At 64.3% G+C, this 26,247-nt stretch carries 24 protein-coding genes and 1 pseudogene; 15 read left to right on the top strand and 10 right to left on the bottom strand.

Annotated elements, in window-relative coordinates; translation table 11 throughout:
* Together AAG799_RS13755 and AAG799_RS13750 are read right to left on the bottom strand one after the other, a co-directional pair.
* Positions 1 to 620: pseudogene (locus AAG799_RS13755) on the bottom strand (hypothetical protein); the annotation flags it as partial.
* Positions 621 to 623: 3 nt separating this feature from the next.
* Positions 624 to 764, bottom strand: a complete 141-nt coding sequence (locus AAG799_RS13750; protein WP_341896810.1) for a hypothetical protein — start codon at positions 762 to 764, stop codon at positions 624 to 626.
* Between the two features lie 218 nt (positions 765 to 982).
* On the opposite strand from AAG799_RS13750, the gene AAG799_RS13745 reads away from it, so the two are divergent.
* From AAG799_RS13745 to AAG799_RS13735, 3 genes are read left to right on the top strand one after another with little or no spacing between them, the layout of a single operon-like run.
* Positions 983 to 1,633: a shikimate kinase gene (locus AAG799_RS13745; RefSeq protein ID WP_341896808.1), complete on the top strand. Its 651-nt coding sequence runs from the start codon at positions 983 to 985 to the stop codon at positions 1,631 to 1,633.
* Between the two features lie 11 nt (positions 1,634 to 1,644).
* Complete coding sequence (gene aroB, locus AAG799_RS13740) at positions 1,645 to 2,766, top strand: 3-dehydroquinate synthase (RefSeq protein WP_341896807.1); 1,122 nt, start codon at positions 1,645 to 1,647, stop codon at positions 2,764 to 2,766.
* A gap of 9 nt (positions 2,767 to 2,775) precedes the next feature.
* Entirely contained in the window at positions 2,776 to 3,666 is an 891-nt protein-coding gene (locus AAG799_RS13735; RefSeq protein ID WP_341896805.1) for an AEC family transporter, read from the top strand.
* Here AAG799_RS13735 and AAG799_RS13730 read toward each other — a convergent pair.
* Positions 3,620 to 3,973: a ribbon-helix-helix domain-containing protein gene (locus AAG799_RS13730; RefSeq protein ID WP_341896803.1), complete on the bottom strand. Its 354-nt coding sequence runs from the start codon at positions 3,971 to 3,973 to the stop codon at positions 3,620 to 3,622. The genes AAG799_RS13735 and AAG799_RS13730 overlap by 47 nt on opposite strands.
* A gap of 133 nt (positions 3,974 to 4,106) precedes the next feature.
* Positions 4,107 to 4,379 (bottom strand): BolA family protein, encoded by a 273-nt coding sequence (locus AAG799_RS13725; RefSeq protein ID WP_341896801.1) that lies wholly within the window; start codon positions 4,377 to 4,379, stop codon positions 4,107 to 4,109.
* A 105-nt stretch (positions 4,380 to 4,484) separates the two neighbouring features.
* Here AAG799_RS13725 and AAG799_RS13720 point away from each other — a divergent pair, with 105 nt between their 5' ends.
* From AAG799_RS13720 to cobT, 3 genes are read left to right on the top strand one after another with little or no spacing between them, the layout of a single operon-like run.
* Positions 4,485 to 5,096, top strand: a complete 612-nt coding sequence (locus tag AAG799_RS13720; protein ID WP_341896799.1) for a DnaJ domain-containing protein — start codon at positions 4,485 to 4,487, stop codon at positions 5,094 to 5,096.
* Between the two features lie 54 nt (positions 5,097 to 5,150).
* Positions 5,151 to 6,152 (top strand): cobaltochelatase subunit CobS, encoded by a 1,002-nt coding sequence (gene cobS / locus AAG799_RS13715; protein WP_341896797.1) that lies wholly within the window; start codon positions 5,151 to 5,153, stop codon positions 6,150 to 6,152.
* Between the two features lie 16 nt (positions 6,153 to 6,168).
* Positions 6,169 to 8,061: a cobaltochelatase subunit CobT gene (gene cobT / locus AAG799_RS13710; RefSeq protein ID WP_341896795.1), complete on the top strand. Its 1,893-nt coding sequence runs from the start codon at positions 6,169 to 6,171 to the stop codon at positions 8,059 to 8,061.
* Between the two features lie 3 nt (positions 8,062 to 8,064).
* Here cobT and AAG799_RS13705 read toward each other — a convergent pair whose 3' ends face one another.
* Complete coding sequence (locus AAG799_RS13705; RefSeq protein ID WP_341896793.1) at positions 8,065 to 13,338, bottom strand: PAS-domain containing protein; 5,274 nt, start codon at positions 13,336 to 13,338, stop codon at positions 8,065 to 8,067.
* Between the two features lie 65 nt (positions 13,339 to 13,403).
* Between AAG799_RS13705 and AAG799_RS13700 the strand changes: the two genes are divergently transcribed.
* Positions 13,404 to 14,381 carry an esterase-like activity of phytase family protein gene (locus AAG799_RS13700; RefSeq protein ID WP_341896792.1) on the top strand — a complete coding sequence of 326 codons (978 nt, stop codon included), beginning with the start codon at positions 13,404 to 13,406 and terminating at the stop codon, positions 14,379 to 14,381.
* Positions 14,382 to 14,446: 65 nt separating this feature from the next.
* Here AAG799_RS13700 and rpmB read toward each other — a convergent pair whose 3' ends face one another.
* The gene (gene rpmB / locus AAG799_RS13695; protein WP_341896789.1) at positions 14,447 to 14,740 is read right to left on the bottom strand and encodes a 50S ribosomal protein L28; all 294 of its coding nucleotides are present in this window, start codon (positions 14,738 to 14,740) and stop codon (positions 14,447 to 14,449) included.
* A 316-nt stretch (positions 14,741 to 15,056) separates the two neighbouring features.
* On the opposite strand from rpmB, the gene rpmH reads away from it, so the two are divergent.
* The 6 genes from rpmH to argB are packed head-to-tail and all read left to right on the top strand — an operon-like array spanning position 15,057 to position 19,286.
* On the top strand, positions 15,057 to 15,191 hold the full coding sequence (gene rpmH, locus AAG799_RS13690; protein ID WP_297682681.1) for a 50S ribosomal protein L34: 135 nt from the start codon (positions 15,057 to 15,059) through the stop codon (positions 15,189 to 15,191).
* Between the two features lie 10 nt (positions 15,192 to 15,201).
* Complete coding sequence (rnpA, locus tag AAG799_RS13685) at positions 15,202 to 15,591, top strand: ribonuclease P protein component (protein WP_341896787.1); 390 nt, start codon at positions 15,202 to 15,204, stop codon at positions 15,589 to 15,591.
* Entirely contained in the window at positions 15,588 to 15,860 is a 273-nt protein-coding gene (gene yidD, locus AAG799_RS13680) for a membrane protein insertion efficiency factor YidD (protein WP_341896785.1), read from the top strand. Before rnpA ends, yidD begins: the two co-directional genes overlap by 4 nt.
* The gene (gene yidC / locus AAG799_RS13675) at positions 15,860 to 17,671 is read left to right on the top strand and encodes a membrane protein insertase YidC (protein WP_341896784.1); all 1,812 of its coding nucleotides are present in this window, start codon (positions 15,860 to 15,862) and stop codon (positions 17,669 to 17,671) included. Before yidD ends, yidC begins: the two co-directional genes overlap by 1 nt.
* Positions 17,672 to 17,676: 5 nt before the next feature.
* A complete protein-coding gene (gene yihA, locus AAG799_RS13670; protein ID WP_341896782.1) occupies positions 17,677 to 18,327 on the top strand; it encodes a ribosome biogenesis GTP-binding protein YihA/YsxC in 651 nt (216 codons plus the stop codon).
* A gap of 44 nt (positions 18,328 to 18,371) precedes the next feature.
* Entirely contained in the window at positions 18,372 to 19,286 is a 915-nt protein-coding gene (gene argB / locus AAG799_RS13665; RefSeq protein WP_341896780.1) for an acetylglutamate kinase, read from the top strand.
* Positions 19,287 to 19,341: 55 nt separating this feature from the next.
* On the opposite strand, the gene AAG799_RS13660 is transcribed toward argB, so the two are convergent.
* Positions 19,342 to 20,250 carry a 5'-methylthioadenosine/S-adenosylhomocysteine nucleosidase gene (locus tag AAG799_RS13660; protein WP_341896778.1) on the bottom strand — a complete coding sequence of 303 codons (909 nt, stop codon included), beginning with the start codon at positions 20,248 to 20,250 and terminating at the stop codon, positions 19,342 to 19,344.
* Between the two features lie 13 nt (positions 20,251 to 20,263).
* Positions 20,264 to 21,187 carry a transcriptional regulator GcvA gene (gcvA, locus tag AAG799_RS13655; RefSeq protein WP_341896776.1) on the bottom strand — a complete coding sequence of 308 codons (924 nt, stop codon included), beginning with the start codon at positions 21,185 to 21,187 and terminating at the stop codon, positions 20,264 to 20,266.
* An 84-nt stretch (positions 21,188 to 21,271) separates the two neighbouring features.
* On the opposite strand from gcvA, the gene AAG799_RS13650 reads away from it, so the two are divergent.
* Both AAG799_RS13650 and AAG799_RS13645 read left to right on the top strand, forming a co-directional pair.
* On the top strand, positions 21,272 to 21,724 hold the full coding sequence (locus AAG799_RS13650) for a VOC family protein (protein ID WP_341896774.1): 453 nt from the start codon (positions 21,272 to 21,274) through the stop codon (positions 21,722 to 21,724).
* A gap of 107 nt (positions 21,725 to 21,831) precedes the next feature.
* Complete coding sequence (locus tag AAG799_RS13645) at positions 21,832 to 23,991, top strand: hypothetical protein (RefSeq protein WP_341896772.1); 2,160 nt, start codon at positions 21,832 to 21,834, stop codon at positions 23,989 to 23,991.
* Positions 23,992 to 23,997: 6 nt separating this feature from the next.
* Here AAG799_RS13645 and AAG799_RS13640 read toward each other — a convergent pair whose 3' ends face one another.
* Together AAG799_RS13640 and purB are read right to left on the bottom strand one after the other, a co-directional pair.
* Positions 23,998 to 24,879: a haloalkane dehalogenase gene (locus tag AAG799_RS13640; protein ID WP_341896770.1), complete on the bottom strand. Its 882-nt coding sequence runs from the start codon at positions 24,877 to 24,879 to the stop codon at positions 23,998 to 24,000.
* 48 nt (positions 24,880 to 24,927) lie between these two features.
* The coding region (gene purB / locus AAG799_RS13635; protein ID WP_341896768.1) for an adenylosuccinate lyase at positions 24,928 to 26,247 on the bottom strand (1,320 nt) is incomplete at its 5' end.

The following is a 26,247-nucleotide window of genomic DNA, read 5'->3' as shown; positions in this document are numbered from 1 at the left end:
CGCTCGGCCTCGGCCAGCCGGCCCAGCCGGTAGAGCTGGGCGACGCGCAGGCCCAGCAGGCTGGGCGCGGCGACATTGCCGGCCGGCACTTCAGCAACGGTGAGCAGCAGGCGGCGCTGCAGGTCGCGCAGGGCCGGGCCGGATACCGGCGCGGGCAGCACGCCCATGGCCTGCAGGGCCTGCGGCCGGGTCGAGCCCTGCCACATGGCGCTGCCCAGGCCGCCGTTGCTGTCGTCCAGCAGTCCGGCCGAGGAGGGGTCGGGGGCCTTCAGCGGCTGGATGACGAAATCGGGGGCTTTCTGGCCGCTCTCGGCAGAGGCGGGTGGCTCAGTTGCCGGCGGCGCAAGCGGTGCGGCCTGCACGGGCAGGATCGAGGGCTGCGAGGCCTGGGCCGGAGCAGGGGGTGGTGGTGGCGCGACCATACCGGTCGGCATGGTGTTGGTCTGCGGCGGCACGGTGAGCTGCTGGGGCGCGCTGTCCTGGCCGGCGGCGGCAGGGTCTTCCTTGCCCGGCGGGATCAGGCGGACGGGCTGGGCCATGGCGCCGGACCATGCCAACAGCGACCAGGCAAGGGTAACGCCGGCCAGGGTGGCAAGAGGACGCGCCGGCCGGGGCGTCATGGATTATTTCCCGAGCCGGTCGGCGGGGATAACCTTTTCCACCTTGGCGCGCGGCGCCGGAATGTCCCAGCTGGCCAGGAAGGCGAAACCGCCCCCCACCACCAGCACCAGAACCAGCCCCAGGATCATCGACATACGGGCCATGTGAACGGCACTCCGGACTAGAGCGGCGGGGCTGCAGCCGGCCATTGATTGCCAAGGGGCCGCAGCGCCGCGCGCTGGAATTATGACTCGATTGCTCTATTGTATCGGCGCTGCCGGCCCCAGGCAATCGGCGGGCGGCAAAGGCAAATCCGGTTATTCCGGTCGCCGGGAGGCGACCGCAGGCCGGGTGTCTAGGGCCAAGCAGTCGAGGAATGGGCGTGAGCATAATCGAGACCGTCGCCGCCGTGGCCGCGCCGCCCGATGCCCCCCGTTCTGCCGGAACCGGGGGTGCGGGCGCCACGGAAGCATTGCCCGGCGAGACCGTGCGCAGCCTCGTGCTGGTCGGCCTGATGGGGGCCGGCAAAAGCTCGATCGGCCGTCGCCTCGCCCACCGGCTGGGTTTCGATTTCCTCGATGCCGATGTCGAGATCGAAAAGGCGGCCGGCGCCACCATTCCGGAAATTTTCGCCGAACATGGCGAAACCGCCTTCCGCGATGGCGAGCGCAAGGTGATTGCCCGCCTGCTGGACCAGCCGCGGATCGTGCTGGCCACCGGCGGCGGTGCCTATATGAATGCCGAAACGCGCGCCCGCATCCGCGAGCGTGGCCGCTCGATCTGGATCAAGGCCGATCTCGATGTGCTGGTGAAGCGCTGTGCGCGTCGTTCGAACCGTCCGCTGCTGGCCAATGGCGATCTGCGCGGCACGCTGGAGAAGCTGATGCGCGAACGCTATCCGGTCTATGCCGAGGCCGATGTGACAGTCACCAGTATTGAGGGGCCGCATGATGCGGTGGTCGAGCAGATCATCCAGGCCCTGCCGGCGGATTATCGCCAGGTGGCCGATGCATCGACTACGGCCAGCGACTGAGTGATGTTTTCATGAGCCTGCATCAGACCGTTCGCGTCGATCTCGACGACCGTGGCTACGACATCCGGGTCGGCGGCGGCCTGCTGGAGCGTGCCGGCGAGCATATCGCGCCGCTGCTGCGCCGGCCGTTTGCGGTGATCGTCACCGACCAGCATGTGGCGGCCCGGCATCTCGATACGCTGAAGCGCGCGCTGGCGCTGAAGAATATCGGCTGCGAGGCGGTGATCCTGCCGCCGGGCGAGAAGCAGAAATCCTATGCGGGTTTCGAACAGTTGTGCGAAGCCCTGCTGGCGCTGAAGATCGAACGCCGCGATCATCTGATCGCGCTGGGTGGCGGCGTGGTCGGCGATCTGGTCGGCTTCGCGGCCTCGGTGCTGCGGCGGGGCATGGATTTCATCCAGGTTCCGACCTCTTTGCTGGCGCAGGTCGACTCTTCCGTGGGCGGCAAGACCGCGATCAACAGCCGCCAGGGCAAGAATCTGATCGGCGCCTTCCATCAGCCGCGTCTGGTGCTGGCCGATGTGGCGCTGCTGGATACGCTGCCGCCGCGCGAGCTGCGCGCCGGCTATGCCGAGGTGGTGAAATACGGCCTCTTGGGTGATGCCGATTTCTATGCCTGGCTGGAACAGAACGGCGCGAAGCTTCTGGCCGGCGATCTGGGCTTGCGCACCGAAGCGGTGGCGCGCTGCTGCGCGCACAAGGCGCGAATCGTGGCGGCCGACGAACGCGAAGAGGGCGAGCGCGCCCTGCTCAATCTGGGCCATACCTTCGGTCATGCGCTGGAGGCGGAAACCGGCTATTCGCAGCGTCTTTTGCATGGCGAGGGCGTCGCGGTCGGCATGGCACTGGCCTTCCGGCTGTCGGCTGCACTCGGCCTGTGCGGCCACGAGCTGGCACCGCGCGTGGAAGCGCATCTGGCCGACAGCGGCCTGCCGGCGAAACTGGCCGATGTCGATGGTGCCAGGGCCTTCGCGCCGAGCGTGCTGCTGGAGCATATGAAGCAGGACAAGAAAGTGCGCGACGGCAAGCTGGTCTTCATCCTGGCCGAGGCGATCGGCCGCGCCGTGCAGAAAAACGATGTGCTGCCGCAGGTGGTCGAAACGCTGCTGGCCGAACAGCTCGCTGCGGCCTGATCGGTCGCGATGTCCTTCGCACTGTTTGCTGAAATCTTCTCGGTGATCGCGCCGCTGGTGGTGCTGGCCGGTGCCGGCTGGCTGTGGGCGGCGCGCGGCAAGCCGTTCCAGATCGACCAGATCAGTCTGCTGGTGACCAATTTCGGCACGCCGTGTCTGGTCATCCATGCCCTGCTGGCAGCCGAAGTCGACCGCAGCATGATCGGCACCATGGCACTGGCGACGCTGTCGGCGATGGTGGCGTTCATGGCGATCAATGCCGCCGTGCTGCGCCTGATGAAGCTGTCGGTACGCGATTATGTCGCCGGCCTGACCTTTCCCAATGCCGGCAATGCCGGGCTTTCGCTCAGCCTGTTTGCCTATGGCCAGCCGGGCCTGGCGCTTGGCATCATCTTTTTCGCCGTCAGTTCGCTGGGTAATTTCACCATCGGCCAATCGATCCTGGCCGGCCGCGGCAATCTGGCCGCCGTGCTGCGTTCGCCGATGATCTATGCCGTGCTGATCGGCGTGGCCGGCAATCTCCTGCAACTGCAGCCGCCGGTCTGGGTGATGCGCAGCCTGCAGACCGCGGGCGGCATTGCTATTCCGCTGATGCTGTTCACGCTGGGCGTTTCACTGGCGACGCTGAAGGTCAACGGTCTCACGCGCGGCCTGCTGCTGTCGGCGCTGCGTCTGCTGGCCGGGCTGGGGGCCGGTTTCGGTCTGAGCTGGCTGCTGGGTCTGGAGGGCGTTGCGCGCGGCGTCTTCATCATCCAGTGCGCGATGCCGGTGGCCGTGGTGAATTACATTTTCGCGGTGCGCTACAGTCGCGATCCGCAGACGATGGCCAGCCTGGTGGTGATTTCCACCCTGCTCAGTTTCGCGACTCTTCCCGCTCTGCTGGCCCTGGTGCTGGGCTGAGCCCAACGGTCGCCAGGCCATTGCCCAGCAACGGCACGCGAATGCCGGAACGCGCCACGAAATAGGCGAGGATGGCGCTGCGCACCCGCGAGGTCAGGGTTTTTTCCCGCCGCGCCGGATCACGATCCACCTGCATGGCGAAGTGATGGCGGTCGACGCCCTCGGCGCCGCAGATGGCGTCCAGCGCCGCCCATTCCAGACGTTCCAGGCGGATGCTGGTGCGACCGCGGCCGAGCCGCAGGTTTCGCGTGATCAGGCTGGAGCCATGCGCGGTTGAGGTGTGTTGTGGGCGGCGTGTCGTCGGCATACCGCAACCTATAATGGATAGTTGCCGCTTCCTCAAATGAAAAGGTTGTACTATTGGTAGAAATATGACTGGTGAAGTTGCAACGCAAAATCAACCGGTCGGTGGGCGGAGCACTTTGCGGTGGAAATACCCGCTACTCGCCGGGCACCCGGGCGGAAATGGCCAGGGCATGCACCCCATCGGCCAGTTCCTGGGCCAGAATCTGATAGATCAGGCGCTGGCGCTGCACCCGTGTCATGCCGCGGAAACCTTCGGCCTCCACCGTCAGGCGGAAATGGGTCTCCTGCGCCGCCAGCCCCTGCATGCCGGCATGGCCGGCGTGATGGGCGGATTCATCCACCAGCTCAAGCCGGGTCGGTGCCAGGGCCTCGGTCAGCTTGGTGTTGATGCGGGTGGCGATCGACATGACGAAAACTCCTCACGGCCTCAAGAAAATTGCAGCTTTGCAAGAGGGTAAGGCAGGGCCTATGGCCTTGCCAGTGCTGCCCGCCCGACCCATACTTTGACAGTCATGTCCCGCGCGCGCGCCCAGCAGAAATTCTTCCTCGGAATCGAAGCCGAAGCCGCTTTTGGCCGGCGCGGCCTGCGGCAGTGCGATCACCCGAGCTGCAGCGCGGAAGGCCGGTTTCCGGCGCCGAAAAGCCGCGAGTCGCGCGACGGCCGCTGGCTGTTCTGCCTCGATCATGTGCGCCAGTACAATGCCGGCTGGGACTTCTTCCGCGGCATGACCGACGCCGATATCGAGAAATACCAGCGCGAAGACGTGCTCGGCCATCGGCCGACCTGGAAGCTGGGCACCAAGCCGCAGGAGGAAGACCCCAAGGTCTGGGTCAAGGACGACCTCGGGATTCTGGCCGATGTCGGCCTGCGCATGGGCGAGGCGAAACGCAAAAGCAGTGCTGAACTGCGCCTGCCGCCGCGTGAGCGCGAGGCCCTGCTCAGCCTGGGCTTCGATCTCGCCACCGTGACCTTGCCGTTGCGGAAGGCTGAGCTGAAAAAGCAATATAAAACAATGGTGAAGCGGTATCATCCGGATGCCAATGGCGGCGACCGCGAGGCCGAGGAACGGCTGAAAACCATCACCCAAGCCTATGCCTATCTGCAATCGCGTGGCTATACTTGAGCCACTGATCTCCCCACGGCGTAAATAATAAGCCCAAAAGATCCGAGAGTGACGATGACGGCCCTTCAGACCAAGTCCGTTTCCCAGCCGGCAGCCGATATGCCGGATATCACGATTTCCGTGCGCGACGTGTTCGGCATCGACAGCGACATGAAGGTGCCTGCCTTCAGTCAGACGAGCGAGCATGTCCCCGATCTCGATCCGACCTATCGCTTCGACCGCGAGACCACCCTCGCCATCCTCGCCGGCTTTGCTTACAACCGCCGCGTCATGGTCCAGGGCTATCACGGCACCGGCAAGTCGACCCATATCGAACAGGTCGCCGCCCGCCTGAACTGGCCCTGCGTGCGCGTCAATCTCGACAGCCATATCAGCCGTATCGACCTGGTCGGCAAGGACGCCATCGTGCTGCGCGACGGCAAGCAGGTCACCGAATTCCGCGAAGGCATCCTGCCCTGGGCGCTGCAGTCGCCGGTGGCGCTGGTGTTCGACGAATACGATGCCGGCCGTCCGGACGTGATGTTCGTGATCCAGCGTGTGCTGGAAGTCGAAGGCAAGCTCACGCTGCTCGACCAGAACCGCGTGATCCGCCCGCACAAGGCCTTCCGCCTGTTCTCCACGGCCAACACCGTCGGTCTGGGCGATACCACGGGCCTCTATCATGGCACGCAGCAGATCAACCAGGGCCAGATGGACCGCTGGAGCATTGTCTGCACGCTGAACTACCTGCCGGCCGATGACGAGGTTGCCATCGTGCTGGCCAAGTCGCCGAGCTATACCGGCGACAAGGGCAAGAAGACGATCCAGAACATGGTCGCGGTGGCGGAACTGACCCGCGCCGGTTTCATCAACGGCGATATCTCCACCGTGATGAGCCCGCGCACTGTGATCACCTGGGCCGAGAATGCGCGCATCTTCGGCAGCGTCGGCTTCGCCTTCCGCCTCACCTTCCTCAACAAGTGCGACGAACTGGAGCGCCCGCTGGTGGCCGAGTATTACCAGCGCAGCTTCGGTGAGGAATTGCCGGAAACCGCCGCCAAGGCCGATCTGGCGTAAGCCGGAGCGTTTGGCCATGGCCAGCAAGCCGGAAAGCCCGATCGAACCGTTCAAGCGCGCGCTGACCGCGGCGACGCGGGCGATCTCGCATGACGGCGACCTGCAGGTCAGCTTCGGTCCGGAAACCCCCGGCCTGCGCGGCAAGCGCGCGCGCCTGCCGGTGCCCGGCCGCGACCTGCCGGCGGCCGAGGTGGCGCAGATTCGCGGTATGGCCGATGCCATGGCGCTGCGCCTGCGCCATCACGACGACAGCCTGCATTCCAGGCTGCTGCCCCAGGGTGGCACGGCGCGCGCGGTGTTCGATGCCGTCGAGCAGGCCCGTGTCGAGGCGATCGGCGCCAACCGCATGGCTGGCGTGGCGCAGAATCTGAACGCGGCACTGGACGAGCGCTGCCGCTCCAAGGGCTATGCCAAGATCAAGGACCGTTCCGAGGCACCGCTGGCCGATGTGCTCGGCCTGATGGCGCGCGAGCGCCTGACCGGGGAAAAAGTGCCCGCCCAGGCGCAGAAGATGGTGGCGCTGTGGCGCGACTGGATCGAGGAAAAGGGCGGCGCCGATCTCGATAAGCTGATGGACAGCATGGGCGACCAGCGTGCCTTCGCCAAGGTGGCGCGCAAGCTGATCAAGGATCTCGAACTTGCCGATGAAGAAGGCGGCGAGATGGATGATGAGGACGAGGGCGAGGACCAGGACAGCCAGGGCCAGCAGCCGCAGAGCGAGTCCGACGGGTCGGAGTCCGAACAGGGCGAGGCGGCTTCCAGCGGCATGGAGCAGGCCGACTCCGCCGATGCCTCGGGCGGCGAGTCGGTGGAAATGGATGCCGAAGCCGGCATGGAAGAGCAGGTCGCCGGTTCCGGCGAGGAAGCCGGCAAGGGCCGTCGTCCGCCGGTGTCGGACATGATGGGCCATAACCGCGAGGCGACCTACAAAGCCTATACCAAGCAGTTCGATGAAGTGGTTGGCGCCGATGACCTGTGCGACACCGAGGAACTGGCACGGCTGCGCCATCATCTCGACCAGCAGCTCAGCAACCTGCAGTCCGTCGTCGGCAAGCTGGCCAACCGGCTGCAGCGCCGCCTGATGGCCAAGCAGTCGCGCTCCTGGCATTTCGATCTCGAGGAAGGCATGCTCGATGCAGCGCGGTTGGCGCGCGTCGTCGCCAACCCGACCTTGCCGCTGTCTTACAAGCAGGAAAGCGACACCGATTTCCGCGACACCGTGGTGTCGCTGCTGATCGACAATTCCGGTTCGATGCGTGGCCGCCCGATCACCGTGGCGGCGATGTGCGCCGATATTCTGGCGCGCACGCTGGAGCGTTGCGCCGTGAAGGTCGAGATCCTCGGCTTCACCACGCGCGCCTGGAAGGGCGGCCAGAGCCGCGAGAAGTGGCTATCCGACAACAAGCCGGCCCAGCCGGGCCGCCTGAACGACCTGCGCCACATTGTCTACAAGGGCGCCGATGCGCCCTGGCGCCGGGCACGCCGCAATCTCGGCCTGATGCTGCGCGAGGGCCTGCTGAAAGAGAATATCGACGGCGAGGCGCTGCTCTGGGCGCATGATCGCCTGCTGGCGCGCACCGAGCAGCGCCGCATCCTGATGGTGATTTCCGATGGTGCCCCGGTGGATGATTCCACCCTGTCGGTCAATCCGGGCAATTATCTCGACCGCCACCTGCGCGAGACCATCGACTGGATCGAGCGTCGCTCGCCGGTCGAGTTGACCGCGATTGGCATCGGTCACGATGTCACGCGCTATTACAAGCGCGCGGTCACCATCGTCGATGCCGAGCAACTGGGCGGCGTGATGATGGAAAAGCTCGCCGAGCTGTTCGACGAGACGCCCGAGCCGGGCAAGGGCCAGGGCCGCCGCCCGGGCCAGCCGCGCAAGGCGGGCGGCCGCGCCGCCTGATTTTCAGTTCAGCTTTTTCAGCGAGGCCAGCAGGTTGCCAAGGCCGGCTTTGGCCTTTTCATCCAGCGGTGCCGGACCCGGCAGCGGTGCGTCGCCGGCGGCAGCACTGGCCTGTTCGGCGCGGCCCAGTACGCGGTTCATCGCGGTCACCAGCATCGGCAGGGCAATCGGCTTGGCGACATAATCGTCCATGCCGGCTGCGATATAGCGTTCGCGGTCGCCTTCCATCGCATTGGCGGTCAGCGCGATGATCGGGATGGTGGCCCAGGGCGGCGGCAGGCGACGGATGGTCTGTGTCGCGGTGATGCCGTCCATTTCCGGCATCTGCATGTCCATCAGCACGAGATCATAAGGCCCTTTCTGTACCTGCTCGCAGGCCTCGATGCCGTTGATGACGACATCGACCTGATGGCCGAGCTGGCGCAGCATCAGGCCGATCACCATCTGGTTCACCTGGTTGTCTTCCGCGACCAGGATGCGAAGGCTGCGCTGGGTCGCCGGGCCAACGGTCTGCACCGGGGCTTCGGTCTGCACCGGCTGGCCTTCGGCCAGGGGCAGGGCGAACCAGAAGGTGCTGCCGCGGCCCTCGACGCTGTCGACGCCGATGCGGCCGCCCATCAGTTCAACCAGCTGTTTGGAAATCGCCAGTCCCAGGCCGGTGCCGCCGAAGCGGCGCGCGATCGAACTGTCGGCCTGGCTGAAGCGGCCGAACAGCCGGTCGATCTTGTCCTGCGCGATGCCGATGCCGGAATCGCGCACCTTGACCGACAGCAGGTGACGGCCATCGGGTTGCGGCGTGCTGTCGACCAGGATGCGGATCTCGCCCTTGTCGGTGAACTTGATGGCATTGCCGGCCAGGTTGAACAGGATCTGGCGCAGGCGGCCCGGATCGCCCTTGAGATAACGCGGCACGCCCGGCGCGATCTCGCTGGTCATGCGCAGGCCCTTCATCACCGCGCGCGGATTCATCATCGAGATGGCGCTTTCGACCAGATGGGCGAGATCGAAATCGATGGTCTCCAGATCGATGCGGCCGGCCTCGAGCTTGGAGAAGTCGAGAATGTCGTTGATCAGGGTCAGCAGATGCTCGGCTGATTCGCGCGAGGTGGTGACCAGCTTGTACTGGTGTTTCGTCAGTTCGGTATTCTGCAGCAGGCCGATCGTGCCAAGAACACCGTTCATCGGCGTACGGATTTCATGGCTCATCATGGCGAGGAATTCCGATTTCGCCTTGCTGGCTTCCTCGGCGCGTTCTTTCTCCTCGGCGTAGCGGTCGGCCAGTTCGCGCATGCGGAAGGATTGCTGCTCGACCTGGCGATTGGCCGCTTCCAGGTCGGCGATATTGCGATGCAGGGTCGCCTGCTGTTCCTTCAGGGCGGTGATGTCGGTGCGAATGCCGACAACGCCGCCATCGGAGGTCCGTCGTTCCGTATTGCGCACCCAGCGGCCGCTGGCCAGCCGGGTTTCGGTGCTGCCGCTGCCGCGGCGGAACAGCTCGGCACGCTCGGCCAGCCATTCCTCCAGGAACTCCTGATCCATGCCCACCATGTCGCGCTGTACGCTGGCCTTGAGGATTTCGGTGAATTTTGTGCCCGGCACCAGCAGGTCTTCGATCTCCTGATAGAATTCGCGGTAACGCGAATTGCACAGCACCAGCCGCTCATCCTTGTCATACAGCACGAAGCCATCGGAAATGCTCTCGATGGCGTCATACATCTGGCGCTCGGCCTGTTTCACCGCGGTGATGTCGGTGCCGGTGCCGACGATGCCGCCATCGGCGGTGCGTTGCTCTCGCACCAGCAGCCAGCGGCCATCCTTCAGGCGGCGTTCATGCGCCTCGGTGGAATTGCGATGCTGTTCAAGGCGGCGCTGAACCCAGGCTTCCGGGTCCATGTCGCCGATCTGGAACACGCCGCGTGCCACGCCGATGCGGGTGATTTCCTCGAAGCTGACGCCGGGCTGGATCACATCGGCCAGTTCGCCGAAGTGGTCGCGAATCCGCTGGTTGAACAGAACCACGCGATCTTCCTGGTCATACAGGATGAAACCTTCATTGACCGAGTCGATGGCATCATAGAGGCGGCGCTCGGCCTGTTTCACCGCAGTGATATCGGTGCCGATGCCGACGATGCCGCCATCGGCGGTGCGCTGTTCATGCACCAGGATCCACCGCCCATCCTGCAGCTGGCGTTCGATTGCCACGCCGGGATTGCGGTGCTGCTGCATGCGGCGCGCAACCCAGGTATCGGCATCGGCGCCGTTCAGATTGAGGATATTGGCGGCAATGGCGCTGCGCAGCAGTGCTTCGAAGGTGATGCCGGGCTTTATGATATGGGCAATGCCGGGATTGTGGTCGAGGAAGCGCGCGTTGTACATCACGATGGTGTCGTCTGGATCATACAGCACGAAGCCATCGCTGATCGCCTGGATGGCATCATGCAGGCGCTGTTCCGCACGCTTGAGATCGCTGATGTCGTTGAACACCGTGATGACGCCGCCATCCACTGTGCGGCGACGCTGCATGCGCAGCCACACGCCGGGGAAAGGCTGCGCATCGATGGGCCTGCCGGTTGGCCGGTTGAATTCGCGCGTCAGCGATTCAATGTAGTGTTCAAGATCGAGTCCGGTGTCGTATTCCGCCTGCCGCATCGCCGTGATGCGCATGACTTCGCTGAAATGCGTGCCGGGCCGCACCACCTTGGGATCGTGCCGGGTCATTTCGTAATAGCGCTGGTTGGCCATCGCGAGATGGCCTTCCTTGTCATACAGCACGAAACCTTCGGTCAGGGTTTCGATGGCATCGCGCAGGCGCTGCTCGGCCAGCTTGAGGTCGGTGATGTCACTGGCGACCAGGATCACGCCGCCATCGGCGGTGCGGTGGCGCAGGTTGCGCAGCCAGCGGCCGGGCAGGAATTCGCCATCGAGCGGCCGGCCCGATGGATTGTGATAATCGGCACGCGCGGCGGTGATATAGCCCTGATGATCGAAGTTCGGCCAGGATTTCTGGCGCCGCTTTGCGGCCATGTCGACCACTTCATCGATGGTCGCGCCCACGGGAAGCGAATCCGGCTCCAGATCGAAAACGTCATAATAGCGACTGTTCGCCATCACCATGCGCTGATCGGGGCCAAACAGGATGAAGCCTTCCGAGAGGGCTTCGATGCCATCGCGCATGCGCCGCTCTGCCAGCTTGAGGTCGGTGATGTCGCTCACCACCGAAATCGTGCTGCCGTCGGCGGTGCGGTGGCGCACGCTGCGCAGCCATTGTCCCGGCAGGAACTCCCGATCAATTGGCCTGCCGGTCGGATTGAGATGCTCAGACCGCAGCATGGCGGCATAGTCATCGTGATCTGTGTCCGGCCAGATCTTCTGCCGGCGCTGTTCCATGATATCGATGATTTCCGTATGGCTGATCCCGGCCTTGACGACGGCCGGGTCATGCCCGGTGAGTTCATAGAGCTTGCTGTTGGCAAGGATCAGGCGGTTGTCCGGGCCATACAGCACAAAGCCGTCGGACAGGCTTTCGATGGCATCGCGCAGGCGCTGCTCGGCCTGTTTGAGGTCGGAAATATCCGACACGATGGTGATGACATCGCCGTCCAGCGTGCGGTGCCGCACCGTGCGCAGCCAGTAGCCGGGCCGGGCCTGGATATCGAAAGGCTGGCCCGAGGGGTTTTCGAAATCCAGTTGCAGTTCCGCGACATGGGCGATGGCTTCGGCCTCGCGGCCGAGCGCGCGGCCGGTAGAAATCACATTGGCCATGATGTCGCGGTTATGCACACCGGGTCGCACGATGCCGACGTCATGGCCGGTCAGCTGGTAATAGCGCTGATTCACCTTGAGCAGATAGCCGTCGCGGCTGAAGAGCGCGAAACCTTCCGACAGGGCTTCGATGGCATCGTTCAGGCGCTGCTCGGCCTGCTTCAGAGCGGTGATGTCGGTGATGATGTCGACCGCGCCGCCCTCCTGGGTCGGGTTGACGGTGAAGCGCAGCCAGCGACCGTCGGCGGTGCGCCGCTCGAACTGGTAGCCCCGCCTTTCCTCGAACAGCATCTTGTGGCGATGGGCAACGCGTTTGGCGCGGCGATCGGCTGAAGGCGGCGGACCGAAATCATCTTCCAGGGCCAGCATCACATCGGCAAACGGGGTCGGCCCGCGGCCGGCGAAGCGCGCCAGCGCCGGCAGCATGGCGACGGTCTGCTGGTTGAAGCGCAGCAGCCGGTCCTGTTGGTCGTAAAGCAGGAAGCCATCCGACAGGCTGCCGATCGCATCCGACAGGCGCTGCTCGGCGGAGCGGCGGCTGACCATCTGACGATGCAGGATCATCAGGAAGCCGATGCCTGCCGTGGCGGCCAGAATCAGCGCGACCACGCCGAAAATCAGGTTTTCTCTCCAGGTTGCCAGCACGTTGTCGCGGGCGATGCCGACACCGATCACCAGCGGATAACCCGGCACATGATTGACGGCGAGGTAGCGGACGACGCCATCGAGACCGCCTGTGGTGCGCAGTTCGCTGCGCGCGCGGTCACTGTGTGGCGGATTGAACATCGGCAGGCTGGCCGCAGATGTGCCGATGTCCGGCCCGGTTTCTGGAATGCGGGCAATGCGGATGCCGCTGGCATGATACATCGTCAGCGAGTTGCCATCGCCGATGGCGACGTCGCGGTAGAAATTGATGAAATACTTCGGATCGACGGCGGCCAGAATCACGCCGCCGAAGCTGCCATCGGGCCTGTTGATCCGCCGGCTGGTGCTGATGGCCCATAGGCCGTTGATGCGGCTTTGCACCGGCTCGCCGACAAACAGGCCCTGATGGGGGCGTTCGGCATGGAGGCGGAAATACTCGCGGTCGGCACCGTTGAAGGCGCGCGGCGTGACCGAGCCGCTATCAATGATCGAGTTGCCATTTTCGTCGAGCACAAGATAGGCGCGCACCTGCGGCAGTTCGCTGAGGCGCGCATTCATGCGCTCGCGCAGGGCCGACAGGCTGCTGACCGGGCTGGTGCCGGCCATGCCGCTCAAGGTCTCGGCATAATTGAGCAGGAAGATATCGACGGCGCCGAAGCTGCGGCTGGCATGTTCTTCCAGCAGATTGGCCACCGACCGCGCCGTCGCCTGTCCCGCCGCGATTTCGTCATTATACTGGCGGTAGAGTTGCGATCCGACCACGCCGCTGAGCAGGAGCAGCAGAATGCCGACGAACAGCGCCGGGGCCCGCATCAGGCCTGTCGGCGACCGTTCTGAAACATCCGCTTCGCCTGCGCCCGTGCCGGCCATGATTCCGCCCGATCCTCCACCAATGGGAAGCATACTCAATGACTGTCGCGAGCAAAGCTAAACATTTGATTAGCTTCGCCCTGTGGGCTTTTCTCGGGCTGCTGGGGTCGGCCTGGCCGATGCCCGTCCGGGCCGAGTCGGTCAGCCTGCGCAGCCTGGCCCTGGAGCTCAATCCGGATGACCCGGCCCAGGCCCGGCTGGGCCGGCTCGACTATCTCGGCGGCCTGCTGATCGCGGGCGACGGGGCGTTCGGCGGCTATTCCGGCCTGGTGGTGGATGCCGACGGGGCGGGGCTCTGGGCCATGTCCGATCTTGGCGTCTGGCTGCGGATAGATTTCCAGCGTAACGACGCCGGCCTGCCGACCGGTATTGCGGCCGCGCAGAGCCTGCCGCTGCGCGATGCCCGGGGCGAGATCGTCACCCGCAAGGTGCTGAATGACGCCGAGAGCCTGCGCCGCCTGCCGGACGGCCGCTGGCTGGTGTCCTTCGAACGCGCCCATCGCCTGTGGTTCTACGCTCAGCCCGGCGGGCCGGCGACCGGAACGCTGGCGGTGCCGCCCAGCGTGGCACAACAGCCCGACAATGGCGGCATCGAGGCGGTGGCGGCCTTTGCCAATGGCGACCTGCTGCTGTTCAGCGAAGACATGCCGGCGGTACGCGGCATCAGCAGCGAAGGCCATGCCGCCTGGCTGTGGCGCGATGGCGCCTGGCACGATCTGGCCTGGCCGGCGCGCGATGATTTCCGGCCCACCGATGCGGCGGCGCTGGAAAATGGCGATGTCATCGTGCTGGAGCGTTATTTCACGCCGCTGGTCGGCCCGAAGGCGCGGCTGCAGCGGATTCCCGCGGATGCCATTCGCCCGGGCGCGATTCTGCAACCCGAACTGCTGGCGGAATGGGCGCGGCCGGTCTCGGTCGACAACATGGAGGCGCTGGATCTGCGCCGCGCTGCCGATGGCAGCCTGTGGCTTTATGTGATGTCGGATGACAACCAGAATCCGCTGCAGCGCACGTTGCTGATGGTGTTCCGCCTGATGCCATGAGGCACAAACGAAAACGCCCGCCAGGCGAACCTGACGGGCGTTTTGCGAATTCTATCTGCGTAAGATCAGGCGGCCTTGGCGGCCAGCGCCTTCTTGATCTTGCGCTTGATCGACAGGGCGTCGCTCGACAGCAGCTCGTCCTTGGTCTTGATCAGCCAGTTGTCGATGCCGCCGTTATGCTCGACCGAGCGCAGGCCATGGCTCGACACGCGCAGCGTCACATCGCGACCCAGGGCTTCGCTGATCAGCGAAACCACATGCAGGTTCGGCAGGAACCGGCGGCGGGTCTTGTTGTTGGCGTGGCTGACATTGTTGCCGGACTGAACGCCCTTGCCGGTCACTTCGCAACGACGGGCCATGATGAACCTCTAACTTTCCAGTGTTTCCTAAATTTGGTGGCCGGTTATAGGGACTGGTCCCCCGGACGTCAACCCGGTCGTCAGCCCGCAAAAGCCGGTCTCCGCCACCTGCGGCATCATGCCCGCTCCCGGGAGGCCGCAGGCCCGGAAAACCGCCCTGAATCCGGGGCAATTCCCGCGTTGACTCTGCTATGACGACCCCGTATACAGCGGGACCGATTTTCCGGGGGCCTTCGCGGGCCGCCGATCTGTTTTTGTTTAACCCTCTTTTTCGCGGTTTTCTGGGAAAAGTGGGCAAGTCTGACGGAGAGCCGCTGTGAAACGTACATTCCAACCGAGCAACCTGGTGCGCAAGCGTCGCCATGGTTTCCGCGCCCGCATGGCCACTGTCGGCGGTCGCAAGGTCATTGCCGCTCGTCGCGCGCAGGGCCGCAAGAAGCTCTCGGCCTAATATACCCGCGATGGCGTCGGGCGGTGTCGAGCGACTCCGCCGCCGCGCGGATTATCTCCGGGTGCAGGCGGCCGAGCGGCGCGTAGCGCTGCCGGGACTGCTGTTGCAGGCCGCCTCCGGCGAAACCGGCTGTTGCCGGGTTGGCTTTACGGCCTCGCGCAAGGTGGGCAATGCGGTGATCCGCAATCGCGCCCGCCGTCGCCTCAAGGCGCTCGCCAGTGAAATCCTGCCAAAACACGCGGTACCCGGCCATGATTTCGTGCTGGTGGCGCGACATGGCACACCGATGCGGGAATACGCTGCGCTGCGCCGCGATCTCGAAACCGCTTTGAAGAAACTCAAGCTCTGGCAGGCGCCGGCCGATCAACCGGCTGCTAATATCCTCGGGGATGTGGCATGACGCCGTTCGCCACGCTTCTGTCGCTGCCGATAAAAGCCTACCGCCTCATCCTGTCGCCCTGGGTCGGGCATAACTGCCGCTATCAGCCGACCTGCTCCTGCTATGCGCTGGAAGCGCTGGAGCTGCATGGCGCGGCGCGCGGCGGTTACCTCGCAGTGCGGCGGCTGGCCAGCTGCAATCCCTTCGGCGGCAGCGGCTACGACCCGGTTCCTCCTGCCCGTAATACTTCGTCTTCCGTAGAATCCTCCGTACAGCAAGGCTCAGTCTGATGTCCGACCAGAAGAATCTCATTATCGCCATCGTGGTGTCGGTGGCGATCATGCTTGGCTTCCAGTTCTTCGTCGAAAAGCCCAAGCAGGACAAACTGCGCGAGCAGCAGGCGACCCAGCAGATCCAGGCGCCGGCCGGTAGTCCGGCCGGCAGTGCGGTGCCTGATGCCAGCGGTTTGCCGGCGCTGCCCAGCCTGGCGCAGCAGATGGCCGAACAGGCGGCGACGCGTGACAAGGCGCTGGCGGAAAACCCGCGCGTGAAAATCGAGGGCAAGCGCCTGATCGGTTCGCTGAATCTGGTCGGCGGCCGGATCGACGACGTGGTGCTGCCGGAATATCGCGAAACCATCAAGCCCGATTCCAAGCCGATCCATCTGCTGTCGCCCACCGGCGGCCCGGCGCCCTATTACGCTGAATTCGGCTGGACCGCGTCCGGCACCGGCGTGGCGCTGCCGACGGCGCAGACGCGCTGGACCGCCGACAAGGATGTGCTGCGGCCCGGCCAGCCGGTGACGCTGACCTGGGATAACGGCCAGGGCCTGGTGTTCGCGCGCAAGATCGAGATCGACGACAATTATCTCTTCACCGTCACCCAGACTGTGGAGAACAAGGGCGACAAGGCGCTGACGCTGTTCCCCTACGCGCTGGTGTCGCGTCATGGCACGCCGACCACCGATGGTCTCTACATCCTGCATGAAGGCCCGGTCGGCGTGTTCCGCGACAAGGCGGCCGACAGCGGCACGCTGAAGGAGCTCAGCTACAAGGATCTGATCGACGACAAGGCGCGCGAATACGATTCGGTCGGCGGCTGGGTCGGCTTCACCGACAAATACTGGCAGACCGTGCTGGTGCCGGGCGTGGAGCAGAATGTGAAGGCCCGCTTCACTCATGCCAAGCCGGCAAACGGTCCTGATCGGTATCAGGCCGACTATCTCGGCGGCGGCCAGCAGCTCGAGCCCGGCAAGACTGTGGCGGCGACCACGCTGCTGTTTTCCGGTGCCAAGGAAGTCAATCTGCTCGACCGCTATGAGGAGCAGCACAAGATCCTGCGCTTCGAACTGTCGGTCGACTGGGGCTGGTTCCACTTCCTGACCAAGCCGATGTTCTACAGCATCGACTATCTGAAGGGCGTGCTGGGCAATATCGGCCTGGCCATGCTGGCGGTCACCGTGATCGTCAAGCTGCTGTTCTTCCCGCTCGCCTACAAATCCTATGTGGCAATGAGCGCGATGAAGAAGCTGCAGCCCGAGATGCAGGCGATGCGCGAGCGCTATGGCGAAGACCGCGCCAAGATGCAGCAGGAGCTGATGGCGCTCTACAAGAAGGAAAAGGTCAATCCGGCCGCCGGTTGTCTGCCGATCCTGTTGCAGATTCCGGTCTTCTTCGCGCTCTACAAGGTGCTCTACATTGCCATTGAGATGCGCCATGCGCCCTTCTATGGCTGGATTCACGACCTTTCCGCGCCCGATCCGACCACTTGGCTGAACGGCTTCGGTTTCCTGCCCTGGGATGTGCCCAACCTCGGCCCGCTGCACATCATCTCGATCGGTGTCTGGCCGATCATCATGGGCATCTCGATGTTCCTGCAGATGAAGATGAATCCGCAGCCGCCGGACCCGGTGCAGCAGAAGATCTTCGCCATGATGCCGATCGTCTTCACCTTCATGCTGGGCAGCTTCGCCGCCGGCCTGGTGATCTACTGGAGCTGGAACAACACGCTGTCGATCCTGCAGCAGTATGTGATCATGAAGCGCATGGGCGTGAAGATCGGCGGCGGTGCCGAAAAGCCTGAGCCGGCGAAGAAGAAGTAGCCGCTATGGCCGAGTTGCCGGCCGCCGACGAAAGCTTTGCACCGGCCGCGCTGGAGCGTGGCCGGCTGCTCTTTGCCGGGCCGTGCGATTTCTTTGCCGGCGCCATGACAGTGCCGCAGCTGCCGCCGGCACGCGGGCCCGAAGTGGCCTTTGCCGGCCGTTCCAATGTCGGCAAGTCCTCGCTGGTCAACGCGCTCTGCGGCCGCAAGGCGCTGGCCCGCACCTCCAATACGCCGGGCCGCACCCAGCAGCTCAATTTCTTCGATCTTGGCGGCGTGCTCAGCCTCGTCGACCTGCCGGGTTATGGCTATTCCTCGGTCGGCAAGGCCAAGGCGGCGGCCTGGACCGAAACCACGCGCGCCTATCTGAAGGGGCGCACAGAGCTGAAGCGGGTCTGCCTGCTGGTCGACAGCCGCCACGGCCTGAAGACCGGCGATGAAGATATTATGACACTGCTCGACAAGTCGGCCGTGATCTACCAGGTGGTGCTGACCAAGGCCGACAAGACCACGTCGGCGGAGTTGGCCGAGATCAAGGCGGCCACGGCGGCGACCCTCAGCCGCCATGTTGCCGCGCATCCCATCATCCGTGTGACCTCCAGCGAGGCCGGCACCGGTATCGCCGAGTTGCGGGCCGAGCTTGCAGCATTGACCTGACGACGCTTATAACCGCTGAAGCAACAAAACACCGGGAAGCACCCATGAAGACCACCGGCCCGCAACCGCTGGAAACGCACCTGCAGCAGACCGCCAAGGTTCTGTCGGAGGCGCTGCCGTATATGCGCCGCTTCGCCGGCCAGACCATGGTGGTGAAATACGGCGGCCATGCTATGGGCGACGAGGCCCTGGCGCTGCAATTCGCGCGTGACATCGTGCTGATCAAGCAGGTCGGCATCAATCCGATTGTCGTGCACGGTGGCGGCCCGCAGATCGGAGCCATGCTCGAGCGGCTGAAGATCAAGAGCGAATTCATCGATGGCCTGCGCGTCACCGACCAGGCCACCGTCGAAATCGTCGAGATGGTGCTGGCCGGTTCGATCAACAAGGCGATTGTCACCGCCATCAGCGCCGCCGGCGGCACCGGCATCGGCCTGTCGGGCAAGGATGGCCGCCTGATCGAGGCGCGCAAGCTGCGCCGCAGCGTGCGCGATCCCGGCTCCAACATCGAGAAGATCCTGGATCTCGGCTTCGTCGGTGAGCCGACCCGCATCAACCCCGATATCCTGCGCACCCTGCTCAATTCCAACGTCATCCCTGTCGTCGCCCCCATCGGCATCGGCGAGAATGGCGAGACCTACAACATCAATGCCGATACCTCGGCCGGCGCCATCGCCGCGGCGGTCGGTGCCAGCAAGCTGCTGATGCTCACCGACGTGGCCGGCGTGCTGAACAAGGACAAGAAGCTGATACCGACCCTGACGGCCAAGGAATCCCTGGTGCTGATGGGCGATGGCACGATTTCCGGCGGCATGATCCCCAAGGTGGAAACCTGCCTCGATGCTGTGCGCGGCGGCGTGCAGGCCGCGCATATCCTGGATGGCCGCATCCCGCATGTGCTGCTGCTGGAACTCTTCACGGCGCATGGCGTCGGCACCATGATTGAAAAGACGCCCTGAGCGGTCCAGCCGCTGATTAAAAAAGCCGCCGGCATAAAACCGGCGGCTTTTTTGTTTACCGTGGCGGCGTCCAGGCCTGCAGGAAGCGCTGCACCACCAGGGCCGCATTGGCCGAGGCCAGGCCCATGAAAGTCGCCATCTCGTTGCCGCCATGCTCGCCGCCGGCCAGATCCGACAGGCTGCGGAAGGCAATGAAGGGCGTGCCATTGGCATAGGCCACCATCGCTACGGCGGCACTTTCCATATCCAGCAGCTGCGCCTTGAAGGTGGCAAACACGTATTCACGGAAGGCGGCATTGTCGACAAAGGCCTGGCCCGATACGCCATTGCCGCCGACGATCATACGCGGCTTGCGTCCCAGGCAGCGGCCGGGCGCCACGCAGTCCTGCAGTGCCACATCGCCCATTCTGCCGGCGGCCTTCAGCATGTCGGCATCGACCTCGAACCACATGCGTTTCTCCGGCGTGGCGCTGCCGGCACGGCGCACTTCGACGGGGCCCGGAAAGATCATGCCATAATTGGGCAATGTCGCGGTCTGCCACGGCGGCACGCTCCATTTGCCATTGCCCAGATCGCGCGCAAAGGTCGCTTCCAGATACTGCGACCACTGATTGGCCACCACCACGTCGCCCACATTCAGCGCCGGATCGACGCCGCCGGCAATGCCGCTGAACACGATGCCGGTGACATCGAAACGGTCCAGCGCGATCTGCGTCGACATGGTGGCATTCACCATGCTGATGCCGCTGAGGAACAGCACCACATTGCGGCCGGCCAGTCTGCCGGTGACGAAGTCGATGCCATTGACGCTGTGGCTTTTCTGTTCGGTGGTGGCGGATTTCAGCAGCTGCCATTCCGGCGCGAAAGCCGACATCACGGCGATGCGCGGTGTGGCATCCAGCCGTTCGGCCGCCAGCAGCGGCGGCGACAGGAGCAGCAGCAGGGCGAAGACAAAATGACGCATGGTCGACCTCCGATCAGGCTTTGATGATGTGCTCCAGCCAGCCGCGAAAGGCGCGGATCGCCGGCTCGCGCTCGCGGCCGGGCAGATGCAGCAGATAATAACCGCCGCGCCGGGCGACGCGATAGCGTGGCAGTGGCTCGACCAGGCGGCCGTCGCGCAGCTCGGCGGCGACAAAGAAATCGGGCACCAGCGCGAGCCCCAGGCCATTCACCGCCGCCTCGATCGACATGAAGAAATGCTCAAAGGCCGGGCCGCGCCCGGTGGCCGCCTTCATGCCGGCGCAGGCAAACCATTCCGCCCAGGCTTCCGGCCGTGTCGAATGCGCCAGCAGGCTGTGGCGTTTCACGTCTTCGGGCTTTTTCACCGGCTTGGTTTTCAGCAGTGCCGGGCTGCCGACCAGGATCACGGTTTCCGGCATCAGGAATTCGGCCGCCAGATCGGCCGGCCATTCACCGCCGCCATACTGAATGCCGACATCGACCGGCTCGCGGGCAAAATCGATCGGCCGGTCGGCACTGGTGACATCCACGGATATATCGGGATGCAGGCGATGGAAATCGGCCAGCCGTGGCATGAACCAGCGCATCGCCAGTGTCGGCAGCATGGTGATGGCGAGGTGATTGGCCGGCCGGCGGCTGCGCGCCACCAGCCGCGTGGCGGTGGCCAGTTGCGCGAAGGCGTCGCTCAGGGCGGGCAGGAAGGTGGCACCTTCCGATGTCAGCTCCAGGCCGCGCGGGCTGCGGCGGAACAGGCTGACGCCCAGATCGGCCTCCAGTTGCTTCACCAGGCGGCTCACCGCACCCTGGGTGACATGCAGCTCCTCGGCGGCACGGGTGAAGCTTAAGTGCCGGCCGGCGACGGCAAAGGCGCGCAATGCATTCAGCGAGGGCAGGCTGCCCTGAATCTGGGCGGCATCATTATGAGAAAAACTCATCATTGGGCGAGTTTAAATCGGTTGTCGGATTGGCGCCAGTCGATAATATCCGCCGCGCGTTTAAGCCCCCCAGCACGAGGTTACCTCATGAATGCCCTGACCCCGGTCAAGACCGCCGCCAAGGCGATCCGACCCTTCCATCTTGCCTTCCCGGTGAACGACATCGCCGTGGCGCGCAAATTCTACGGCGGCCTGCTCGGCTGCGCCGAAGGCCGCTCGTCGGAGCATTGGGTCGATTTCGATTTCTTCGGTCATCAGCTGGTTGCCCATCTGGCGCCGGAAGAATGCGGCCATAAGAAGACCTCGGCGGTCGATGACCACCAGGTGCCGGTGAAGCATTTCGGCGTGGTGCTGACCATCCCCGACTGGAAGGCGCTGGCCGAAAAGCTGACCAAGGCCGGCATTGAATTCGTGATTGAGCCCTATGTGCGCTTCGAGGGCGAGGTGGGCGAGCAGCACACCATGTTCTTCCTCGACCCCTCGGGCAACGCACTTGAGTTCAAGGCCTTTGCCAACGACGACATGATTTTTGCGAAGTAAACGCATACTCTAGCAATCACTTGTGAAAGCGCCGTTGCTTCTGCGACGGCGCTTTTTTCATGGCCGCAGAATCCGATTGCGGAGCATTAGGGTTTAACTTTTAAGTAGTGGCGTCGGGTATTTTAAGACGGTCTGGTATTTCTGCTGCGGCTTCACGCGGTACATGGCGAAATATTCCATCGCCTATTTCAATCCTCCGGCCAAAGGCCGGCTCTTCAGTCGCCCGGTCAAAGACCGGCCATGACGTGGCAGCAGGCTGGCGTCGCCAGGCAGGCATGGCAGCTTCGGTGGGACGAAGCGCAATGGGGGATGACATGGGAATCACGCGCACCGTCACTGGAAGTGGCATTCTGCTGGCATGCCTGGCGTTGGCGGGCTGCGGCCGAAATTCCGAACCACACATCCTGCACAGTTATGGTCTGGGCCAGGGCACGGCCCTGGTCACCGATGCCAAGCAGCGCGTGGTCTGGTCGGTGCCGGCGGAAAACGGGCAGTTCGAACGCGGCGGCACTGCCGCCGACAAGCGCCGGGATCCGGATTACGGTCTGGTTGGCCATAACGAACCGAACCAGATCATCTGTGCGGAGCCCAGTCCCGATGTTACGCAGGCGATCTCTGAGGCCATGCGTCTTGCTGTCAGTGTCGATCTCAGCAAGGCCATCCCGGCGGGCATGGCGTCGGGCGGCGGCAAGGATATCGGCGTCGATTTCGGCCGCTCGGTAACCGCCGCAGTGGCGCAACTCGGTGAACGGCTGGCGTCGATCCAGCTGCTGCGCGACAAGATGTATCGCGCCTGCGAGGCCTATGCCAATGGCGCCATCAACGCCACCACCTACACCACCACCATGGGGCGCATCGACAAGACGATGGTGACGCTGCTCTCGGCCGAGCTGGCCGCCGGCGCTTTCGGGCGCGAGCTGGCCGCGCTGGGCGGGACGGCGAATGTGAAAGGACCGGATGCAACGTTGCTGGCGGAAAAGCGCAAGGCGGTCGAGAAGGCGCAGGGTGAGCTGAAAACCAGTCAGGACAATCTGAACGCGAAAATCGATTCGCTGAAAAGCGAGGCGGATCCCACTGCCAAAGCGAAAGCGGAAATCGACGATGTGGGGAAAAAACGCGAAGCGCTGGAGAAAGCCATCCTTGCCTATAGCGAAGCTGCAGAAGCGACCCTTTCGGTTGCCGCAACCTCGACCATCGGCAAGGTCGTCGGCCTGCAAACAGAATCGGCCAAGGGCAGCAGCGATGCCGTGGTCGCCATCCATCGCGCTTATGTCGATGACGACGGCCTCGATGCCATGGTGGATGCCTGCATCACTGCGCTGGATTACACCGGGCCGCTCTATGCACGGCTGATTGCGCGACACACCTTCTATAATTACGAGCCCTATTTTGATGCACTCAAGGGCGCGGCGGCAAACCGCACTCTCCATGGCGTCTATGATGCCGAACAACGCAAAACACTCGACAGGCAACTGCTGGATGCCCGGGAAATCGAGAAGAACCTGCGGGACGCCTTTGACAGGGCGAACAAAGCTTATCAGGCCACACTCGACAGATTGGCCGTAGCGACTGATCGATTGAGTGCTGAAAAGTCATTCCGGGAACGGCTGGGTGCGCTCAAAGAGGACGCGCCGCAGGTGCGTGATGCCGAGGCGCGCATCCGCAGCGCAGAGCAGGTTCGTAAGCAAGCCCTGGATGCCGAGGATGTGGCCAGAGATGCGGTAACCATGGCGCAGGGCAAACTGCTGGAGCAGACGCAAACCATTGGTCGTCTGCAGCAGGCGATCGATACCCTGGCTCCGGCGGGTTATAGCGATGTAACGGCATTGCTTAGGCCGCTGCTGGATGCCAGCGACACCCTGCAAGTCAAGCTGCTGGAAAGGGTGAAGACCGGGATCGACAACCGCCTGCCGATGATGGCGCAATGCAGGGAGATTATCGGAAAGGATTTCGCCACGGCCAAGCACAGCCAGGAGCAGTCTCTGCGCGGCACGGGCGACCCGAACGAGATCGCTCGCCTCGGCGCCCGCAGCCAGGCGGAAGCACTGGCGACCTGCGCCGACAAGGCGCTGGCGATTGCAGGCAACGCCCAGCTGACCGCGCTGGCGCCGGAGTTCCTGAAATCCTGTATCGCGCAGCCGCCACAGCCCAAGGCACCGGAGGCAAAGGCCGCGGCTCCGAAACCTGACGTCAAGCCCATGGTGAAACCGAGCGAGGTACCTCTGGCGGCGCCACGGTTGCCGGTGACGCGGATCGCTTTCGACTAGCGGTTCCTAAAACCGCGTGAGCGCTTCGGTGGCGACGTGCTCGCCCCATTCCTGCACGAAATGGCCCGCCTCGGGTAGTTCCATGGGCGGCGGGCAGCCCTTGATGCCCTTGGCCAACGCCTGCATCACCGGCGCGCCCAGCACCGGATCGGTCATGCCGATCGCCATCATCGTCGTGCCGGTCCAGTCTTTCTTCCAGAAGTCGCGCGCGCGCTGCGCGGTTGCAGCGCCGGGCGCATCAGGCGCATCGGGCACCAGGTTGGGGAAGCGCCGCACGCCGCCCTTGTAGTCCTTGTCCGGGTAGGGTGCTTCATAGGCGGCGGCCTCGGCCGCACTCAGATGCGGGCAGCTGCGCTGCATCAGCTTGGCAATCGCCATATCCGGGTTCTTGTTGTTCCAGGCACGCCAGTCGAGGAAGCCCTGCGTCAGCGGCGCATCGCCGGTGCCGAGCGCGGTGTTCATCACCAGCAGACCGCTGAAGCGTTCGGGCATTTTCATCGGGATGGTGAGGCCAAGCAGGCCGCCCCAGTCCTGGCAGACCAGCACGACATCATGCAGGTCGAGCGCGCGGATCAGCGCGATCAGGCTGTCGCGGTGGAAATCGAAGGTATAGACGCTGTCCTCGCGCGGCTTGTCGGACTTGCCGAAGCCGAACAGGTCGGGCGCCACCACGCGATGGCCCGCCGCGGTGAAGATGGGGATCATGCGGCGGTAGAGATAGCTCCAGGTCGGCTGGCCATGCAGGCAGAGGAAGGTCTTGCCCGCATGCTTGCCCTCGTCGAGGTAATGCATGCGCAGGCCATTGGCCTGGGTCAGGTAATGCGGCTTGAACCCGTAGCCGGGCAGGTTGTCGAACCGGTCGTCCGGCGTGCGCAGGGCCTCGATCATTGGCGTCCTCTCCCTTTTCTTTCAGGAGAGGCTGCCATGCGGCCGATGTCAACGCTTCTTCTTGATCGCCTTCTTCTTCACTGCCGGCTTTTTGGCCTTGCCCTTGCGGATACCCGGTGTAACGCCTTCCTTGCCGAAGACGCGGGCGAAGATGGTGTCGACATGCTTCAGGTGATAGCCGAGGTCGAACAGCGCGGTGAGTTGCGCGGGTTTCAGCTTGGCGGTCACTTCCTTCTCGGCCAGCAGGGCCTGCAGGAAATCGCCGCCATGCTGCCAGATCTTCAGCGCATGCTTCTGCACCAGGCGATAGCTGTCCTCGCGCGAGAGGCCCGCCTGGGTCAGCGCCAGCAGGATGCGCTGCGAATGCACCAGGCCGCCGAAGCGGTCGAGATTCTTCATCATGTTGTCGGGATAGACCACCAGCTTCTCGATCACGCCGGCCAGACGATGCAGGGCGAAATCGAGATGGATGGTGGCATCGGGGCCGATGCCGCGCTCGACGCTCGAATGGCTGATATCGCGCTCATGCCACAGCGCCACGTTTTCCAGCGCCGGCACCACGGCCGAGCGCACCAGGCGGGCGAGCCCGGTCAGGTTCTCGGTCAGCACCGGGTTGCGCTTGTGCGGCATCGCCGAGCTGCCCTTCTGGCCGGGCGAGAAGAACTCTTCGGCTTCCATGACCTCGGAGCGCTGCAGATGGCGGATTTCGGTGGCGAGCCGCTCGATGGAGGCGGCGACCACGGCCAGATGCGCGAAATACGCCGCATGGCGGTCGCGCGGGATCACCTGGGTCGAAACGGTTTCCGGCACCAGGCCGAGCTTCTTCGCCACCCATTCCTCAACAAAGGGATCGACATTGGCAAAGGTGCCGACCGCGCCGGAAATCGCGCAGGTGGCGACTTCCTCGCGCGCCGCCACCAGGCGCTTGCGCGCGCGCTGGAACTCGGCATGGAAGCCGGCGAGCTTCAGCCCGAAGGTGGTCGGCTCGGCATGGATGCCGTGGCTGCGGCCAATCGTGGGCAGCAGCTTGAATTCGAAGGCGCGCTCTTTCAGCGCGGCCAGCACACGATCGGTGCCGGCAATCAGCAGATCGGCGGCGCGCACCAGCTGCACATTCAGGCAGGTGTCGAGCACATCGGATGAGGTCATGCCCTGGTGCACGAAGCGCGCGGCCGGGCCGACATATTCGGCAAGATTGGTCAGGAAGGCGATGACATCATGCTTGGTCTCGCGCTCGATCGCATCGATGCGCGCGATCTCCCACTTGCCCTTCTTCCACACTTCCCTGGCGGCCGCTTTCGGGATCACGCCGAGCTGGGCCTGCGCGTCGCAGGCATGCGCCTCGATCTCGAACCAGATGCGGAAGCG

This window comes from Ferrovibrio terrae, from assembly GCF_943371255.1.
GTDB classification, from domain to species: domain Bacteria; phylum Pseudomonadota; class Alphaproteobacteria; order Ferrovibrionales; family Ferrovibrionaceae; genus Ferrovibrio; species Ferrovibrio terrae_B.
The sequence above is the reverse complement of the archived record's forward strand: the minus strand, read 5'-3'. Positions and strand labels throughout refer to the sequence as shown.

Excerpts from the sequence above, each read along its gene's own strand:
- cobS (WP_341896797.1), top strand. The coding sequence starts at position 5,151 with ATGACGGCCCTTCAGACCAAGTCCGTTTCCCAGCCGGCAGCCGATATG.
- AAG799_RS13735 (WP_341896805.1), top strand. The coding sequence starts at position 2,776 with ATGTCCTTCGCACTGTTTGCTGAAATCTTCTCGGTGATCGCGCCGCTG.
- gcvA (WP_341896776.1), bottom strand. The coding sequence starts at position 21,187 with ATGATGAGTTTTTCTCATAATGATGCCGCCCAGATTCAGGGCAGCCTG.
- cobT (WP_341896795.1), top strand. The coding sequence starts at position 6,169 with ATGGCCAGCAAGCCGGAAAGCCCGATCGAACCGTTCAAGCGCGCGCTG.
- AAG799_RS13730 (WP_341896803.1), bottom strand. The coding sequence starts at position 3,973 with ATGCCGACGACACGCCGCCCACAACACACCTCAACCGCGCATGGCTCC.
- AAG799_RS13650 (WP_341896774.1), top strand. The coding sequence starts at position 21,272 with ATGAATGCCCTGACCCCGGTCAAGACCGCCGCCAAGGCGATCCGACCC.
- AAG799_RS13660 (WP_341896778.1), bottom strand. The coding sequence starts at position 20,250 with ATGCGTCATTTTGTCTTCGCCCTGCTGCTGCTCCTGTCGCCGCCGCTG.
- rpmB (WP_341896789.1), bottom strand. The coding sequence starts at position 14,740 with ATGGCCCGTCGTTGCGAAGTGACCGGCAAGGGCGTTCAGTCCGGCAAC.
- AAG799_RS13720 (WP_341896799.1), top strand. The coding sequence starts at position 4,485 with ATGTCCCGCGCGCGCGCCCAGCAGAAATTCTTCCTCGGAATCGAAGCC.
- AAG799_RS13750 (WP_341896810.1), bottom strand. The coding sequence starts at position 764 with ATGGCCCGTATGTCGATGATCCTGGGGCTGGTTCTGGTGCTGGTGGTG.
- AAG799_RS13640 (WP_341896770.1), bottom strand. The coding sequence starts at position 24,879 with ATGATCGAGGCCCTGCGCACGCCGGACGACCGGTTCGACAACCTGCCC.
- aroB (WP_341896807.1), top strand. The coding sequence starts at position 1,645 with ATGAGCCTGCATCAGACCGTTCGCGTCGATCTCGACGACCGTGGCTAC.
- AAG799_RS13705 (WP_341896793.1), bottom strand. The coding sequence starts at position 13,338 with ATGGCCGGCACGGGCGCAGGCGAAGCGGATGTTTCAGAACGGTCGCCG.
- yidC (WP_341896784.1), top strand. The coding sequence starts at position 15,860 with ATGTCCGACCAGAAGAATCTCATTATCGCCATCGTGGTGTCGGTGGCG.
- rnpA (WP_341896787.1), top strand. The coding sequence starts at position 15,202 with ATGGCGTCGGGCGGTGTCGAGCGACTCCGCCGCCGCGCGGATTATCTC.
- yidD (WP_341896785.1), top strand. The coding sequence starts at position 15,588 with ATGACGCCGTTCGCCACGCTTCTGTCGCTGCCGATAAAAGCCTACCGC.
- yihA (WP_341896782.1), top strand. The coding sequence starts at position 17,677 with ATGGCCGAGTTGCCGGCCGCCGACGAAAGCTTTGCACCGGCCGCGCTG.
- AAG799_RS13725 (WP_341896801.1), bottom strand. The coding sequence starts at position 4,379 with ATGTCGATCGCCACCCGCATCAACACCAAGCTGACCGAGGCCCTGGCA.
- argB (WP_341896780.1), top strand. The coding sequence starts at position 18,372 with ATGAAGACCACCGGCCCGCAACCGCTGGAAACGCACCTGCAGCAGACC.